This window comes from Vibrio sp. THAF190c (genome assembly GCF_009363355.1).
GTDB lineage: Bacteria > Pseudomonadota > Gammaproteobacteria > Enterobacterales > Vibrionaceae > Vibrio > Vibrio fortis_A.
In genome coordinates this window covers 1,647,290-1,664,041 of sequence record NZ_CP045338.1, presented here as the reverse complement: position 1 = coordinate 1,664,041, position 16,752 = coordinate 1,647,290, and the positions used below count along the sequence as shown (strand labels likewise).

General features: G+C 45.0%; 13 protein-coding genes. 6 read left to right on the top strand and 7 right to left on the bottom strand.

The genetic code is table 11. The features are described from left to right. Positions 1 to 88: 88 nt before the first annotated feature. The 5 genes from FIV04_RS07400 to FIV04_RS07380 form a co-directional block, all read right to left on the bottom strand. Entirely contained in the window at positions 89 to 1,891 is a 1,803-nt protein-coding gene (locus FIV04_RS07400; RefSeq protein ID WP_152468709.1) for a bifunctional molybdopterin-guanine dinucleotide biosynthesis adaptor protein MobB/molybdopterin molybdotransferase MoeA, read from the bottom strand. Then, complete coding sequence (gene mobA / locus FIV04_RS07395) at positions 1,891 to 2,475, bottom strand: molybdenum cofactor guanylyltransferase MobA (protein ID WP_032549022.1); 585 nt, start codon at positions 2,473 to 2,475, stop codon at positions 1,891 to 1,893. The genes FIV04_RS07400 and mobA overlap by 1 nt, the downstream gene beginning before the upstream one ends. Next, complete coding sequence (locus tag FIV04_RS07390) at positions 2,453 to 3,172, bottom strand: energy-coupling factor ABC transporter ATP-binding protein (protein WP_032549024.1); 720 nt, start codon at positions 3,170 to 3,172, stop codon at positions 2,453 to 2,455. Before FIV04_RS07390 ends, mobA begins: the two co-directional genes overlap by 23 nt. Before the next feature lie 10 nt (positions 3,173 to 3,182). Next, positions 3,183 to 3,881: an ABC transporter permease gene (locus FIV04_RS07385; RefSeq protein WP_152468708.1), complete on the bottom strand. Its 699-nt coding sequence runs from the start codon at positions 3,879 to 3,881 to the stop codon at positions 3,183 to 3,185. Between the two features lie 167 nt (positions 3,882 to 4,048). Continuing rightward, the gene (locus tag FIV04_RS07380; protein WP_032549026.1) at positions 4,049 to 4,855 is read right to left on the bottom strand and encodes a substrate-binding domain-containing protein; all 807 of its coding nucleotides are present in this window, start codon (positions 4,853 to 4,855) and stop codon (positions 4,049 to 4,051) included. A gap of 291 nt (positions 4,856 to 5,146) precedes the next feature. On the opposite strand from FIV04_RS07380, the gene FIV04_RS07375 reads away from it, so the two are divergent. From FIV04_RS07375 to FIV04_RS07355, 5 genes are all read left to right on the top strand, one after another. Continuing rightward, positions 5,147 to 6,613, top strand: coding sequence for a sigma-54 dependent transcriptional regulator (locus FIV04_RS07375; protein ID WP_152468707.1), 1,467 nt, complete (start codon positions 5,147 to 5,149; stop codon positions 6,611 to 6,613). Beyond that, positions 6,603 to 8,633, top strand: a complete 2,031-nt coding sequence (locus tag FIV04_RS07370) for a HAMP domain-containing sensor histidine kinase (RefSeq protein WP_152468706.1) — start codon at positions 6,603 to 6,605, stop codon at positions 8,631 to 8,633. The genes FIV04_RS07375 and FIV04_RS07370 overlap by 11 nt, the downstream gene beginning before the upstream one ends. Before the next feature lie 109 nt (positions 8,634 to 8,742). Next, positions 8,743 to 9,123 (top strand): VOC family protein, encoded by a 381-nt coding sequence (locus tag FIV04_RS07365; protein ID WP_152468705.1) that lies wholly within the window; start codon positions 8,743 to 8,745, stop codon positions 9,121 to 9,123. 38 nt (positions 9,124 to 9,161) lie between these two features. Further along, the gene (locus FIV04_RS07360) at positions 9,162 to 9,635 is read left to right on the top strand and encodes an HAD family hydrolase (RefSeq protein ID WP_152468704.1); all 474 of its coding nucleotides are present in this window, start codon (positions 9,162 to 9,164) and stop codon (positions 9,633 to 9,635) included. A 181-nt stretch (positions 9,636 to 9,816) separates the two neighbouring features. Then, positions 9,817 to 11,436, top strand: coding sequence for a methyl-accepting chemotaxis protein (locus tag FIV04_RS07355; protein ID WP_152468703.1), 1,620 nt, complete (start codon positions 9,817 to 9,819; stop codon positions 11,434 to 11,436). 76 nt (positions 11,437 to 11,512) lie between these two features. Here FIV04_RS07355 and FIV04_RS07350 read toward each other — a convergent pair whose 3' ends face one another. Together FIV04_RS07350 and FIV04_RS07345 are read right to left on the bottom strand one after the other, a co-directional pair. After that, positions 11,513 to 12,397: a mechanosensitive ion channel family protein gene (locus FIV04_RS07350; protein WP_172974267.1), complete on the bottom strand. Its 885-nt coding sequence runs from the start codon at positions 12,395 to 12,397 to the stop codon at positions 11,513 to 11,515. Between the two features lie 10 nt (positions 12,398 to 12,407). Further along, positions 12,408 to 14,804: an ATP-binding protein gene (locus FIV04_RS07345; RefSeq protein WP_152468701.1), complete on the bottom strand. Its 2,397-nt coding sequence runs from the start codon at positions 14,802 to 14,804 to the stop codon at positions 12,408 to 12,410. Positions 14,805 to 15,102: 298 nt separating this feature from the next. Here FIV04_RS07345 and FIV04_RS07340 point away from each other — a divergent pair, with 298 nt between their 5' ends. Then, positions 15,103 to 16,695: an ABC-F family ATPase gene (locus FIV04_RS07340; RefSeq protein ID WP_032549035.1), complete on the top strand. Its 1,593-nt coding sequence runs from the start codon at positions 15,103 to 15,105 to the stop codon at positions 16,693 to 16,695. Positions 16,696 to 16,752 lie beyond the last annotated feature (57 nt).

The following is a 16,752-nucleotide window of genomic DNA, read 5'->3' as shown; positions in this document are numbered from 1 at the left end:
GAAAATAGTGGTGAAAGGTTATTATATGGACTGTTTAATGAGTCGAGATATAAAAGCGAAACTATAAATAGCTTCGCTTTTGATGCCGTTAGATACGTCCTTGAAGTGGAATAACCGTTACGGTTTCACCAACTTTAACCGTATCAACAGAAGGAGAGATCTCAATCAAGCAGTTTGCTTCGCTCATTGAACGTAGAATGCCAGAGCCTTGTTTGCCTGTTGTGCGGACTTCGAGTTGGCCGTGCTCATTCATTGAGAACACACCGCGGCTAAATTCAGTACGGCCTTGGCGAGAACGAAGTTGTTCTGTCGCAATCGCATTGGCTTTCACTGGTGTCCAGTTTGTTTGACCTTGAAGTTTGCGGATCGCTGGCTCAACAAAGTTAATGAAGGAGACCATTACCGCCACTGGGTTACCCGGTAACCCAAAGAAAGGTGTTTGCTCAATCTTACCGTAAGCAAGCGGGCGACCCGGGCGCATGTTGATACGCCAGAAGTTAATCTCACCTAGCTCATCAAGAGCAAGCTTAATGTAATCAGCGTCACCAACCGATACACCACCTGAAGTTAGGACCATGTCTGTCTCTAACGCAGCAGAGTGCAGAACTTCCGTCATTTTTTGCTGGTCGTCTTCGATGATGCCGTAATCGACAATCTCACACCCTAGCTTCTGTAGCATGCCAATAATGGTGAAACGGTTTGAGTCGTAAATAGAATTCGCTTGTTGCGGAGTGCCAGGAGCTTGAACTTCATCACCGGTAGAGAAGATACCAACCTTAACTTTGCGAAGAACAGGGCAGGTTGCAAAACCTAGCGACGCCATCATGCCCATTTCAGGTGCTTCAATGCGTGTGCCTTGCGTGAATACAGCTTGGCCAACTGATAAGTCTTCGCCCGCCATACGAACATTTTGGCCTACATCGATTTTTGCGTCAGGGAAACGAACAAAATCACCTTCTTGAACCGCTTGCTCTCGCATGATGACAGTATCACCCGCAATTGGTGTTGGTGCGCCCGTCATGATTTTAACCGCTTGGCCTTTTTGAATCTCTTGATCGTAACTGTGCCCAGCGAAAACCTCAGCGACAACATGATACTGTTCTTGGTCAAGATCGTCACCACGGATAGCGTAACCATCCATTGCTGAGTTTGTGTTTTGCGGAACGTTAATTGGAGAAACAACATCTTCAGCTAACACGCGACCATAAGCGGATTCAACCGCAACGTTTTCGCTGAGCTTTTCTGTAGTGATGCTGTCTAAGATCTTCTCTTGACCTTGTGTGACACTCAAACCCGCTGGTGAGAAAGAGTCACAACACACTGCCGGTGCTTTCGATGGTTTTGATTGGCAACTGACTGAGGTTGGATTGAAGTCTTTTGCGTAGTTGATAATAAAGTCGCGAATCGATTCCAGATCATTAATAGACATTTGAGGAAGCTTAGATTCAACTTGAATATCAGCTGCAATAGCTATGATGTTGCTGTCGTTAGAGTACAACCAAGGTTTACCAACTTCTTCTCGGTGCAGCTCTATCTTAGGAAACGCAATATTTTTACACCCTTCAACCAGAATGAGATCCAATTTGTCTGTATCGAAGCGAGTCAGTAAGTAGTCAAAATCGGTTTCAGCTTCAGGGGTCTCAGTCATCAACACGTGACGTTTTCTAGAAGAGATCAGCATTTGGCCAGCACCTGCTTTTCGTAAGCGATAGCTATCTTTACCAGGCTTATCGACATCAAAGTCGTGGTGCGCATGTTTGAGAACACCAATGCGCAGACCTGACTCGGTCAACATTGGCAGCAGAGCTTCAAGTAGAGTTGTTTTTCCAGTGCCACTGTAGGCAGCAAAGCCTAGTAGCGGAAGGTTAGGGCGTTGTTTTGAATCATTCATTATTGAAGCGTACCAAATTGGGTGAGTTCTTCTGGTGTATTAAGGTTTACGAAGCAGTTTGGCGAGTCGCTAAAGTCGACAAACTCGGTAACACAATCTTTATAGAGCAGAATGATCTTGCGATCGCCACGCTCTAGGAATGCTTCTAACCTAGGTAATACGCGCTTATGGAATAGAGTAAATACTGGCTGTTTAAATTCGCCGTCGTGAGCAACCAAAATATCGCTGTCAGGGTTAACCGCAGCACAGAAACGAGCGACTAGATCTTCGTTGATTTGCGGGCTGTCACAAGGAACAAAGCCGACCCAGTCGGTGTCGGCATTTTTCAGTCCTGCATGGATACCGCCCAGCGGTCCCGGATAATCAGGAAAGGAATCAGAAACCACAGGCGCGAAGTCTTGATAGCGCTCTTGGTTGCGATTGGCATTAATGGTGATAGAGACGTTTTGTTGCGACAATTTGTCGATAACGTATTGAATAAGTGGACGACCGTTTAACTCGACGAGACCTTTGTCGCGTCCACCCATTCTGCTCGCTTGTCCGCCAGCTAAGATAACCCAACTAGTTTGCGTTGGAAGCAGCATAAATATTCTCTTGTGCTTTGTCTTTTTTAATAATTTGCAGCAATGGTGATTCAGTCAAAGAGTTATCTTTAATCCACCACTGTTTTTTGCATAGATCGGTCAGAGCATTGGTTTGGTGGCTTGTTATCACCAAACTTGCGCCACGTTGAAGAAGATCTTCGGCCATAATGACCAATCTTTCAATAGATTCTTTATCTAATGATGCGCTTGGTTCGTCCATAAGTAGGATAGAGGGTTTTAAAATCCAGGCCCTTGCCATCGCAACTCGTTGACGTTCCCCACCAGATAAAACAGAGATGTGTTCATCTGCTAGGGTCTCTAAACCTACCATTCTCAACGCATTGATTATTTGAGCTCGCTTATCTTTTTGTGACTCTTTGTTAAAACGAATGCCATAAGCGACATTTTGATACACAGTGCCATCAAACAAATAAGGCGTTTGATGTAGGTAGATAATGTCTTTGAATTTAGAGCGAGGGAATAGGGTACCTTTCCAACTATGATGCGCTGTTTGGATTTTTCCTGACGTCGGTTTTACTAAGCCAGATAAGATTTTAAGTAGGGTCGTTTTACCGACGCCATTGTCGCCCTTTAGATAGATCGCATCGTTTGGACCGATGGACAGCTCAGGGATATGAAAAAGAACGCGCTCTTTGTAGCGCATTGAAACTTGCTGCGTTGTTATTTTTATACTCATGACAGCATTCCTATGTTCTTAAGTAGCCTTTTCCTCTCACACTCGAAAGGAAAAAGTTTAAAACCAGTGCCAATGCTAATAACACCATACCCAAAGCAACACCTTGCGCGAATGCACCCTTATGGCTTTCCATCGCGATGGCCGTTGGGATATTTCTTGTCATGCCCATGATGTTTCCACCCACCATCATCGAACAGCCAACCTCAGTAACAATTCGTGAAAAGGCAGCAATGGTCGCAGCGAGAAGTGGGAAGCGTGTTTCCCAAATCAATGTTGAGGCGATACGGAAAGTCGAAACGCCCAAAGTGCGAGCAGTTTCAACGGCACGTCGGTCACTCGCTTGAAGCGCACCATGCATCATAGAGACAAGTATAGGGAAGCAGATTAGCATCTGACCTAGAATCATAGCCTTTTGGGTGAAAAGCATTTGCCAATCACCCAAAGGGCCAGAGCGAGATAGCATCATGTACATTAATAGACCAATCACGACTGTAGGGATCGCTTGTAGAGTATTAATGATAGAGAGCAAGCTCCACTTACCGGGAAACTCTGTATAGGCGAGCAAAAAAGCCATGACAATTGCAGGTACGATAACCAGTGAAATTGCCGACAGAGAAACGCTGAATGACACTGCGACAATTTGCCACAGTTCGTGGTCAAAGCTCACAAGTAAGTTCAGTGCATCCAGCGTTGTTTGCCATAGGGTCATGATGTATCTCTTTTGCGCGGAGGCCCCGCGTTTAGTTCCAGTATAGCTTTGTCAGTTACAGACATTGTCCGTTACGAATATTGTCTTTTGCGAATATGGTCTGTTGCGAGCTTCGCCAGCGACGATATAAGCAGCTCATATCGCAACCAGAGACAATTCGCAGTGTTTTATTCAGCACTCGCGACAAATAGCTGCTTACCATGAAGCTTAAACTCGTTGATCAGCTTTTGTCCTTTCGGATTTACCAACCAATCACTGAATGTTTTTGCTGCTTGATAATTGATGCTCGGGTAGCGCTCTGGGTTAACAAGAATCACTTGGTAAGGGTTGAATAGGTTCTTGTCACCTTGGAAAAGAATCTTCAGGTCTAGTTTGTTTTGGTACGCAAGCCAAGTACCACGGTCAGTCATGGTGTAGCCCTGCATTTCAGACGCCATATTCAGTGTTGGGCCCATGCCTTGACCTACACTGCGATAACCACCGAAGTTTGGTTCCATCTTCGTTTGAGCCCAGATGCCCATCTCTTTTTTGTGCGTACCTGAGTCGTCACCACGAGAAACGAAAGTCACATTGTTAGTTGCAATAGACTTAAATACGTCAGCAACGTCGTTTTGAGAAACGATTTTTGCTGGGTCTTTTTGAGGGCCAACAATAACGAAATCGTTATACATCAGTTTGCGAGGAAGAACGCCGTAGCCTTTCTCAACAAAGTTCGCTTCCGCCTTTGGTGCGTGTGTCATAACCAGATCAACGTCACCGTTCTCGCCCATGCGCAGAGATTTGCCTGTACCTGCAGCAATTACGTCAACCTTGATACCCGAATCTTTCTCAAATTCTGGCAGTAAGAAATCAAGTAGACCTGAATGGTAGGTACTGGTTGTTGTAGCGAGTTTGATGTGTTGAGTATCTTCAGCGCTGCTAGCTGAGTAACTGACGAGAGAAAGTGCTGCAATAGTTAAAGGAATTGCTTTCATTATTATTATGTCCATGAGTTATGAATAGACCGCCATAAGCATAGTGAACCGACTTATGGCTCCTGGGCCAAATGGTATAAATTGATTATCCACACCCTATAAGCAAACTTAATGCCAACAAGGATGGGTAACTGGTTTCATTAAATGTCTGTTATTTCGGGCAAAATAGCACCATTTATGAAATTAAATTTAAAGAAAATATGAGCTAGGACAAAATGTCGCATATTGAACCTGTTGTACTTGAGACGAGTTGGTACACTCTGTCCCAAATTTCCTCACCGGTGTGTTTTTATGTCTCTTACCAGCCCAAATGTCACAAACAAGACTCTGAACTCCTTAACTCAATACCAAGCTTTCTCTGTTTTGGTGGTCGATGATGAGATAGGAATGCAGGCGATTTTGAAAAAGGCTCTGGGTAAACTGTTTGGTAAGGTGATGTGCGCAGGTTCAGTGGAAGAGGCGGAGACAATCCGTAGCGCTGAACACTTTGATTTGATCGTTTTAGATATCAATCTACCCGGTCGCTCTGGTATTGAGTGGGAAGAAGCCTTTAACGATAACGAAAAACGCTCAGACGTTATCTTTATGACTGGCTACGCCGACTTAGAGATGACGATTTCCGCTCTTAAACTTGGTGCTTCCGACTTTATTTTAAAGCCGTTCAACCTCGAACAGATGATTCAAGCAGTGCTTCGTTGTATGGACAAGCGACTTGCACAGCGTATGCAATATGCACTAAAGCGTGACGTTAGCCGCCATATTAAAACCGAAATCATCGGTAATTCAGACAAGACTCGACTTCTTAAACAGCTGATTACTCAATTCGCACCATCACGAGCATCGGTTTTGGTTGAAGGTGAATCGGGCACCGGTAAAGAGTTAGTCGCTCGCGGTGTTCACGAAGCGAGTAAGAGAACGGGGCCTTTTGTACCAATTAACTGTGGGGCAATTGCCCCTGAACTACTGGAAAGTGAACTGTTTGGTCACACGTCTGGCGCGTTTACCGGCGCGAAAAAGAATCGTGAAGGTCTTTTTCGCGTAGCCAGTGGCGGCACACTGTTTCTTGATGAAATAGGTGAAATGCCACTGCCAATGCAAGCCGCGCTGCTTCGCGTTTTGGAACAACGAACAATTCGTCCTGTGGGCAGTGAAAAAGAGATCACGGTTGATGTGCGCGTAGTCGCTGCTACTAACCGAAACCTGCAAGAAGAGGTAGATAAGGGCAATTTCAGACGTGACCTTTTCTATCGTTTAAATGTCTTGAAGATCGATGTCTCACCTCTTCGTGAACGTGTGTCAGACCTGATGGACCTTGTCCCTTACTTCACACGCATGCTAGCCCACGAATTGGGTATGCCAGAACCAACTTGGGCACATGAAGATATTCTCGCGATGAACGAATATCAGTGGCCAGGCAATATCCGCGAACTCAAAAACTTGATGGAGCGTTGCATTCTGCTTGGTAAACCACCTGCACACTATTGGCGTGAGTTAAATGGTGAGAGCAATGTACCAACTCGAGTATCTGTGACGGTGTCACATGGTTCAGAGCTTCCAGGGATGGACCCGAATGACGCGGCAGAAGGCTATCCTAACAGCTGGACACTTAAAGAAGTGGAGAAGGCACATATTGAACAAGTCGTCTCTTATCACGATGGGAACAAGTCGGCAGCAGCCCGTGACTTAGGTGTTGCGCGTAAAACCCTAGAGCGTAAATATAAAGATTGGAATGCAGAAGGATCAGAATATGCCGACTAGTCGCCACTGGTGGGCGAAATGGAGTTTTCGATTCAAGACGATGGTTCGCTATCGTCTTCTGTTTTTAACCTCTGCGCCAATCATTCTTACTCTCTGTGCTCTAATCGCTATAACGCTTTACTGGTCAGTGCATTACACCTGGCAAGGCGCATTGATTGATGTGGATGAGCGCTTAGATGTTGCTGACAACAGTATCCACCTTATTCAAAACCAGCAGGCTTACAACGTAAGAGCATTCTCGGAATCTTACCGTTTTAGAAACAAACTACAGAGTGATATCGCTGAAGAACAACTTATCCAATGGGTCTCGGACAATAAAGCTCGTTACGAGCTCGACTTCTTACGCTGGCACAGCGCTCAATCTGTCCAAAACACCAGTGAACTTCTTGAACTCACTCGTAAGCAATCCTTTTTTAGCGTACTAACACGCAGTCAGCTTGACGAATTAGATCGAACCTTAGCCAAAAGAGCAGAAGTACCGCTGCTTACTGGCACAGAGATTGAAACTCGTGGCTTAGTCAGTCGCACTGTTATCGCTATCTATGATGGGGACAATCGTGTTGTTGGCTTCCTAGATGGCGGTATTCTTCTCAATAACAGTACTCAGCTTGTTGATCAGATCAGTAACCTTATCTATCCAAGGCGTGAAGGATTCTCTCGCCGGGTTGGTACTGTGACCGTCTTTTTGGATGATCTGCGTGTCAGCACCAATGTACCGCTCAATAGTGATGCAAGTGAAGGACGAGCGATAGGTACTCGAGTTTCTCATGAAGTGCACTCCAAAGTGTTAAACCGAGGAGAAGAGTGGCTTGATCGCGCGTATGTTTACGATGCGTGGTACATCACCGCCTATCAACCAATTCGCGATCAACATGAACAGGTGATTGGTATGCTTTATACCGGTTATCTGATTTGGCCGCTGATTGAAACCTACCTGACTAATCTTGGTGAGATAAGCATAACCATCGTCGCATTGTTATTGCTATCCGGCTTTATTGTTCATCGTGGTGCGCGGGATCTATTTAACCCGATTGAGCGCATTCACAAAGTGGTGAAATTAGTTCAGATGGGACAAGACAAACGAATCGGTACCTTGGGACTGGATGATCAGCACGAGCTGACTCAGCTTGCCAAGCAGTTCGACAAGATGCTGGATCTTCTGCACGAGCGCAATCAAGAGATCCAACAAGCCGCGCTAGAGCTAGAGTGTAAGGTTCATTCTCGTACCGCTAGCTTAAAAGAGAAAACGGAGCAGCTTGAACACCACATTACCTTGCTTAACCAAGCTCGAGACAAATTGGTGGTCAATGAAAAGCTTGCTGCGCTTGGTGAGCTTACGGCTGGTATCGCTCACGAGATTAACAACCCAACGGCTGTGATTCTTGGAAACGTCGAGCTCATGAAGTTTGAGTTGGGCGATGATACCGATCGCGTCAATGAAGAGATCCAAGCGATCATGGAGCAGATCGACCGAATTCGAAACATCACGCGTAGCCTTCTGCAATACAGCCGTCATGGCGGAGTACAAGACGAAGTTACTTGGCAGCACATCAACCCGATTGTTGATGAGAGTATTACTCTGGTAAAAACCGGGGCTAAGAAGAAAGGTATCGTGTATCACTCATCTCTTGATGCCAAAACCTCTGTTGAAGTAAACCGAAACCAGCTTCTACAAATCTTGGTTAATCTTCAAATGAACGCAATCCACGCGATGGATGGAGAAGGGAACCTGACCATCTCTAGTGAAGACTGGATTGAAGACGGGGTGGTTCAGGGTGCTGTAATTCATGTTGAAGACGAAGGGTGCGGCATTAAAGAAGAGCAGTTGAAACGTATCTTCTCGCCGTTTTATACCACCAAGCGCGATGGTACTGGCTTAGGCTTATCAGTCTCGCAGAGTATTCTGTCTCAAACCGGCGGTGAAATTCGTGTTAAATCTGAATTAGGCAAAGGCAGTCGTTTCAGCGTCTATTTACCTAAGAAAGCAGCACCACAATTACTGGTTTCTAACGTTAACTAAAAACAAGCTAACATTCATTGTATCGTTACCAATGAAACTGATATTAGCTACGATGTATGGTTTGCAGTGAACTATGCTCAATTTGTGTTTGGCAAATGAGGATAGGCTTATGTTAGGTAATCCAGTGGGATGGTTCGAGATTTATGTGAATGACATGGATCGAGCAAAGCAGTTTTATCAAGAAGTGTTTCAAGTAACCCTGTCGAAGCTTGATAGCCCTGGAGGTATTCCTCTTGATATGTGGGTGTTCTCTGATGATATGGGCAGTTATGGGGCGACTGGCGCTTTGGTGAAGATGGACGATATGGCCGCTGGTGGAAACAGCACCATCGTCTATTTCTCCTGTGAAGACTGTGCCATCGAAGAAAAACGCGCCTTAGTGAACGGCGGAACACTTCACATGAGCAAAATGGCGATTGGAGAATTTGGTTTTATTAGCTTAGTCATGGATACTGAGGGTAATGTGATTGGGTTGCACTCGATGAACTAAAAGTAACAAATAGATATAACGTCATGCATGGAGGCAGAATGACAAAAACCTATCTCTTTGATTGGGGAGACACCTTGATGGTCAATTTCCCCGATCAATCTGGAAAAATGTGTGACTGGCCAATCGTTGAACCGATTGATGGTGCATTGGAAACCCTCGAATACCTTTCTAAACATTACCGTGTCTACATTGCGACCAATGCAGCAGACTCTTCCGAACAAGAAATCCAACAAGCATTTAGCAGAGTAGGGTTAGATAAGTTCATTTCTGGTTACTTCTGTAAAGCTAACCTTGGCGTTGATAAAGCCAGCCCAGATTTTTTCCCCACAATTATTTCTCGTCTCAACGTGCCCGCTTCTAGCATCACTATGGTTGGCGATACACTTGAGAAAGATATCACTCCTGCTCTTAAATCTGGAATCAATGCCATTTGGTTTGTACAGAAACCAGAACAAAGCACTGACAGTGTTCAATGTGAAAGCATTACACAACTTTCGGAATTAAAAGGCTAACTCAATAAGGCTTATCAATTATTGATATTTTTATAGAATTCAACCAGCTATAGGTGACAAGTGTCACCTTTTGCATGTGTAACCATATGAATATTCACTCTTCATGACTTACATCATCGCGGCTAGAGACAGTTTTGTTAAGTTGCTCCCAACTAATAACAAAAAATAAAGTCAGTCAGCTATGAAATTAAGCAATCTTTCTATCAAATCTAAACTCGCCTCAATTGTCATATTTTCAGTGGTCTCGCTGATTATGGCATGTACGTACAATTTGCTTCAGCAGCGTGCCACTTCAATGGCCGAGCGTGAGAGTAAACTCAGTGCGCAAGTCGAGTCCGCCGTATCGCTAGCTAAGCATTATTATGGTCAACGTGCCGTGTTGGGTGAGCAACAAGCACAACAACAAGCATTAGCTGCGATTCAAAACCTACGTTACGACGGTAACAACTACTTTTGGATTCTTAACCAGCAATCACAAGTCGTGATGCACCCGTTAAAGCCTGAACTGAATGGTGAGAATACTCATAACTTCAAAGACGGCGCGGGTAAGTTCCACTGGCGTGAAATGGTCTCTATCTCACGTTCTCCGCAAGCTAAAGGCTTTCTTGATTACCAATGGAAGAGTCCTCAAGGGGAACTCAAAGATAAGATCTCTTATGTTGAACTATTTCCTGAGTGGAACTGGATCGTAGGTTCAGGGATCTTAGTTGCAGATATTCAAGAAGCATTCTGGGCGTTAGCGATAAAAGAGGCTTTGGTAGCGCTCGTCCTATCAGGGATGCTATTTGCGATGGGTTACGCCATTTCTAACAACATTCTGATTCCATTAGCCAAGTTGATTAACAACACTCATGCGATCGCTGATGGTGATTTGCGTGTGCGCATGAACATGACACGCAAAGATGAGCTGGGTGAGATGTCTACGCAGATCGATAAGATGTTAGAGAAACTACAAAGCACGCTTAAAACTGCCAATGAATCAGCAGGACAATCTAGCTCAATGGCGAGTCATATTGCTCAAGCCAGTGAAGAGGCTGCGACTAGTGTTAACTCTCAACATGCGCAACTTGAGCTGCTATCAACAGCAATGACCGAGATGAGTGCCACCATTTCTGATGTGGCCGTTAATGCTGAAAACACGGCAGTGAGTACAAATAAAGTGGTTGATCATGCGTATCGTAACGACGAAAACATGAAGGTAACAGCGACAAGTATCTCTCACGTGTCTGATAATATTTCGAATGCGAACAGCTTGGTGCAAGACCTACAAGCGGGCGTAACTGAAATCAGTCAAGTAGTGGGGGTTATTCGTGATGTTTCTGAGCAAACTAACTTGTTGGCTCTGAACGCAGCGATTGAAGCTGCGCGAGCGGGTGAGCAAGGTCGTGGCTTTGCTGTGGTTGCCGACGAAGTACGTAACCTTGCAAGCCGCACACAGAACTCGACCAATGAAGTACAACACACCATTGAGAAGCTTACTCAACAGGCAGAGCAAACCTTCGTCGCGATGAAGCAAAGCAATGAAGAGGTTGATCATAGTGTGAAAGCGTCTGACGATACTCGAGCTCAATTGGATGAAATCGTCGCAGAGCTGCAAAATGCTAACGATATGGTGGCACAAATTGCTGCAGCTTCAGAACAACAAAGTTCAGTGGCGACAGAAATGAACCAGAACGTATCTAGCATTCATTTAGCAGCAAACGAAGTACTTCAGGCATCTCAATCACTCGCTGAAGATAGCCAACAGATGGCGAACACTGCAGAGCACCTCACTGAGCAGCTGAAATACTTCAAAGTGTAATTGTTAAAACCGCTCTAAAGAAAAGCCCTCGCTTCAAATGAAACGAGGGCTTTTTGTTTTTAAACCGACAAGTTTGCTAGCTTGAAGCCAAAGCTATCTTCGGCGGCTTGATGCCGTGCTTTTTGAACTCTTTCATCACTCTTAAGGTAATGTCGGTTTCAAACAACTTCTCATAAGCTGTATCAACAACATAAGCCTTACAGGTCAATTGAATGGCTAAGTAGTTGTCAGTGATGGTTTGTTTAACGAGCACTGTGACAGGCTTTGGCAGGTGAATGTAACGACTTGACGATGCAGCCTCTTGAATTAAATCGCGGGCTAGGGTGATGTCTTCATCCATTCCTACATAGAAAGGAATCACGACCTGCATATCGAGAGCGCCATAGTTCCCGCTGGTCGTTACTTCATTTAGAAACTTATTGTTAGGTATGGTGATGATATCGTCGTTGAGGGTTCTCATACGCACTGAACGTAACCCGATGGTAATGATGTCGCCGTAATTCCCCTCAAACGTAACACGGTCGCCCACTTGAAACGGCCTGTCTATCATCACGGTTAAACCCGCTATGAACGACGCCGCAAGGTCTTTCAATGCGAAACCTACGGATACAGCGAGCGTACCGCCAATCAGCGCCAAGATATGATCGTTAATTCGAAAGCTCATCATAAAGACGACTAGACCAGCTGTCATATAGATGAAGAACTGGAGGAAAGACTGGACCTTTTGTAGCACCATTCGGTACTGTACAAACTGCCCACCAATGCTCTCAACCATCGAGTTCATAAACTTGATCAGTAACCATGTTGCAGCAATAACTAGGATTGAGAAGAAGACGCCACTCCAACGAATCAGGCTAGCAAACTGTTGGATGCTCTCAACGTTAACCACTTCTTCCGCGGCAATTGCCAGTTGAGATGGCAGCAACAGTGTTAGTAAGGCGATGCCGAGTATTTTAGAGATTCTAATCATATTACTTCACCAATAAATGCTGTCTGTCTAACACATTGGTAATGTGTCTGAACCAATGATCTGAGATTTTGGCTTTGTCTTCTGTCCATTCGATATAGCCTCGGCTTTGGAAGTAGCGCAGCGTCCCAGTCACTTCGGAGATAGTAAGCTGTGTACATTCAGAGAGTTCTTCTGGTGTCGCAATCTCCAATTGAACAATAGAGCGTAATACCGCCAACATGGGTTTTGGCATCTTCTCAAGCTCTTCCGATTCGGGAGCATGGAACAGCCTCACCAACACTTGTTCGGTCTCTTTATTTCGATTTAACGAGAAACGGAAGAACCTTAATGCAACGGTCGGGTTTCCATCAGAGTAGTGCCATAGGATTCGATAGAAACCTTGCTTAGCCCGTTCCTCTTCACTGATATCTTGCTGGTCCCACTGTTTCGGTACCACCAATCCATCAAAGCTCACTGTGTATTCGTCTGATTGGTTGATGCGCGTGTTGAGCAGTGACGCTATTTGCATTTCATTCCATTTAGGCAGAAACGCGACCCAATCAAACAGTAGTCGTTCTCCTCGGGCTCGATCGACAAATCGCCAACTTGCTTTCTCAATTGAGATGATTGCACGGTGATTTTTCTTGGAACGTCGAATGAGATTAGTTAAACGGATAAGCGCTGATAAACCACCAACCATAGGCTTCACTAATCTTTGTCCATTATCGACAGCAATTAAGTAGGTAGTTTGGCTGCCTCGAAGCTGACTCAGTATCTGTATTTCCGTGGCGTCTTCATCAAGCCCAATACTCACAGCAAAATGAGCCAGCAGCTCTTGATAGCCAGAGTGAGGGCAATTGAGGTAAACCGGCTCTGCATTTTTTACTTTATGCAGCATCTGTTTTAAAAAGGTCGTAGTGCCCACGCCACGCTCTCCTGAGACAACACATAAAGCAGGAGAGTCGGTCAGTAGATATTTAGAGAGTTGTTTGATTTCGGCATCAGCATAGTCGATTAATTCACTGTCATGATTCCCTGGCAACACATAATCAAAGGCAGCAGCGCCTTTAACACGAACTAATGCGTGGCCATCTGCAGTGTTGTTTTTTTGCTTAGCAACCTCAATTCGAAACAAATAGGCGAGGGCTTGGCTGAAAAAGGTAAAGTGCGAAAGCTTTGAGATTAATCGATGCTTAGCAATATGTACTATGACCCATGCTGCTGCCATCGCGGTTGCAATGATACTGATGACCCAGATCCGTTTCTTGCTGATTGCCCAATTGACCCACCAAGGACGATCAGCAATGTTCTCCACCATTTCAAACACAGTGTCGCGCCACAGCCTCAATACTGAAATGGTAATAAGAACAAACCAGAAGAAGAGCACGCTGTATATCCAGTTGTAGATGGTGCCTTTACCAAGTGTCATGGTTGAAATTTGCAAGATCACACCAGCAATAATCCCGCTCCATACATAACGACGAATGGTCGACAGTCGCAGTTCAACAATCTCTTGACTAGAAGAGCGGCTATTTCGGTAAGCGAACTCCAAAATGAAGCTAATCGCGATAGAACCGCCGAGAATCCACCAGGTAAATATTTCGAGAAAGACGACATGCTGAAGACTTGGAATGGTCGACAATACTTGCAAGGATAAGGTTATCGCTATCAACCAAGCGATGGCTTTGTGAGCGCGACTAAAATACCAAATGATACGAACCCATAGCGGTGGAGTATTGGTTTTTTCTAAAACTGTGTTTTTATACAGTTCTATTATTCTGGCGCTATTTGCAAGCCACCACATGAGCACGCTATAAATGAAAAAGATCTTGATACCGGCCCATACCACAGGCACAGGTGAAACAAAGATATCTTCTATCAACGCGCGAAAGCTGCGTAACTGAAAGTAAAACAGGTATTCGGCATTGAGCAGCGTCAACTGCCACTCTTGCTTCAACTGCCTAACCCCTTGCGGTCCAAATCCAATGAGCTTGTCACGAGTGGCACTATCAGCAAGTTCTAGTAACTTTTGCTTACTGTTATTGATACTGCTTAGGGTTAGGTAGTCAGACTGAACCTTGAACCAAATGTCGTCGCTCGCTTGCGATTTAACATCGGGGTCTCCATCGGATTTAAGATTATCGATAAACTGGGAAAGATGCAGTGCGAACTGGTCGCTCTGTTTTTGTTGTTCGATAAGTACGACTCTTAATAACTGAGACGCTTTGCGTTGCTCTTGAGCCGACATAAATAGCGGCTCGGGTAGGGTTTGAACCTCATTATTGATGCTCACAGCGGTTTCACTAACACTGGGGGTGACTTCCTGTTCGTATTGCCATTGTGCAGCACTACTAAATGAAACCATTGCTACCCAGAGTAACCAAATATGCCGAACGCATATCAGTGATAATTGGCGCATAAACTTCACTTTAACTTCCTGATTAGATTGAATTAGTGTAGTTCGTTTACCGCCATTGATCCTCTTTAATTGTTGTTACTGTTGATATCTATGCCTTTTCGGTGAAATAAACGTCACCAAAGCTGGGGTTTTCGAAAATCCCTTCTACTTTTTAATAAGCCATTAGCCTCAGCGAAAGGTTAGATATGATTTTCTCTATTTCACGTGGCTAATATGCGGAATAAGGCAAACAACGCTTGCAGTTAACCGTCTGAACGAGTAACGTTGCGGCGTTTTTCACATTAAAAAGGTAAAGGCATTGATTTCCACAGCAAATATCACCCAACAATTCGGCGCAAAGCCACTTTTCGAAAATATTTCAGTGAAGTTCGGCGAAGGTAACCGTTACGGTCTAATCGGCGCGAATGGCTGTGGTAAGTCGACGTTCATGAAAATCCTTTCAGGTGAACTAGAGCCAAGCGCAGGTAACGTAAGCTACGATCCAAACGAGCGCGTTGCTAAGCTAAACCAAGACCAGTTCGCGTACGAAGAGTTCTCTGTAATCGACACGGTTATCATGGGCCATAAAGAGCTATGGGCTGTGAAGCAAGAACGTGACCGCATTTACTCGCTACCAGAAATGAGCGAAGAAGACGGCATGAAAGTGGCTGACCTAGAAGTTCAGTTCGCAGAGATGGATGGTTACATGGCGGAAGCGAAAGCGGGTGAGCTTCTTCTTGCGGTAGGTATCGAAGAGTCACTTCACTTTGGTCTAATGAGCGAAGTTGCTCCCGGTTGGAAACTTCGTGTTCTTCTAGCACAAGTTCTGTTCGCTGACCCGCATATCATGCTGCTAGACGAACCAACGAACAACTTGGACATGGACACCATCCGCTGGTTGGAAGAGACACTAAACCAACGTAACTGCACAATGATCATCATTTCGCACGACCGTCACTTCCTAAACTCTGTATGTACTCACATGGCTGACCTTGATTACGGTGAGCTACGCGTTTACCCAGGTAACTACGATGAATACATGACTGCAGCGACACAAGCTCGTGAGCGTCTACTGTCTGACAACGCGAAGAAGAAAGCGCAAATCGCTGAACTTCAAACGTTCGTATCTCGCTTCTCTGCTAACGCATCTAAAGCTAAGCAAGCAACGTCTCGTGCTAAACAGATCGATAAGATTCAGCTAGAAGAAGTTAAAGCATCTAGCCGTCAAAACCCGTTCATCCGTTTCGAACAGTCTAAAGAGCTGTTCCGTAACGCGCTTGTGGTTGAAAACCTATCTCAAGGTTTTGAAGAAGACCTATACAACAAGTTCGACGCGATCTTCGAAGTGGGCGAGCGTGTTGCAATCATCGGTGAGAACGGCGTTGGTAAAACAACCCTACTAAACACACTTGCTGGTGTACTAGAAGCGCGTACAGGTGAATACAAGTGGTCTGAGAACGCGAACATCGGTTACTACGCTCAAGACCATGCTCATGACTTTGAAGAAGACATGAACCTATTCGATTGGATGAGCCAATGGCGTCAAGAAGGCGAAGATGAGCAAGTCGTACGTAGCTTCCTAGGTCGTATGCTATTTGGCCAAGACGACATTAAGAAGTCAGTTAAGGTTATCTCTGGTGGTGAACAAGGTCGTATGCTTCTTGGTAAGATCATGATGCATAAACCAAACATCCTGCTAATGGATGAGCCAACAAACCACATGGATATGGAATCTATCGAAGCGCTTAACTTGGCTCTTGAGAACTACAAAGGCACACTGTTCTTCGTTTCTCACGACCGTGTATTCGTAGACTCACTAGCGACACGTATCCTAGAGATCAAAGATGGTCAGATCCATGACTTCCGTGGTACTTACGCTGAGTTCCTAAAAGCGCGTGGCATTGACGGTTAATTGAACCTCTAACGCTACCTAAGCGATGTTAGACTTATTAAAAAGCGCCTTTATCAC

Bases quoted from the DNA above. Each gene is read 5' to 3' on its own strand.
- FIV04_RS07400 (WP_152468709.1), bottom strand. From the start codon at position 1,891: ATGAATGATTCAAAACAACGCCCTAACCTTCCGCTACTAGGCTTTGCT.
- mobA (WP_032549022.1), bottom strand. From the start codon at position 2,475: ATGCTGCTTCCAACGCAAACTAGTTGGGTTATCTTAGCTGGCGGACAA.
- FIV04_RS07390 (WP_032549024.1), bottom strand. From the start codon at position 3,172: ATGAGTATAAAAATAACAACGCAGCAAGTTTCAATGCGCTACAAAGAG.
- FIV04_RS07385 (WP_152468708.1), bottom strand. From the start codon at position 3,881: ATGACCCTATGGCAAACAACGCTGGATGCACTGAACTTACTTGTGAGC.
- FIV04_RS07380 (WP_032549026.1), bottom strand. From the start codon at position 4,855: ATGAAAGCAATTCCTTTAACTATTGCAGCACTTTCTCTCGTCAGTTAC.
- FIV04_RS07375 (WP_152468707.1), top strand. From the start codon at position 5,147: ATGTCTCTTACCAGCCCAAATGTCACAAACAAGACTCTGAACTCCTTA.
- FIV04_RS07370 (WP_152468706.1), top strand. From the start codon at position 6,603: ATGCCGACTAGTCGCCACTGGTGGGCGAAATGGAGTTTTCGATTCAAG.
- FIV04_RS07365 (WP_152468705.1), top strand. From the start codon at position 8,743: ATGTTAGGTAATCCAGTGGGATGGTTCGAGATTTATGTGAATGACATG.
- FIV04_RS07360 (WP_152468704.1), top strand. From the start codon at position 9,162: ATGACAAAAACCTATCTCTTTGATTGGGGAGACACCTTGATGGTCAAT.
- FIV04_RS07355 (WP_152468703.1), top strand. From the start codon at position 9,817: ATGAAATTAAGCAATCTTTCTATCAAATCTAAACTCGCCTCAATTGTC.
- FIV04_RS07345 (WP_152468701.1), bottom strand. From the start codon at position 14,804: ATGCGCCAATTATCACTGATATGCGTTCGGCATATTTGGTTACTCTGG.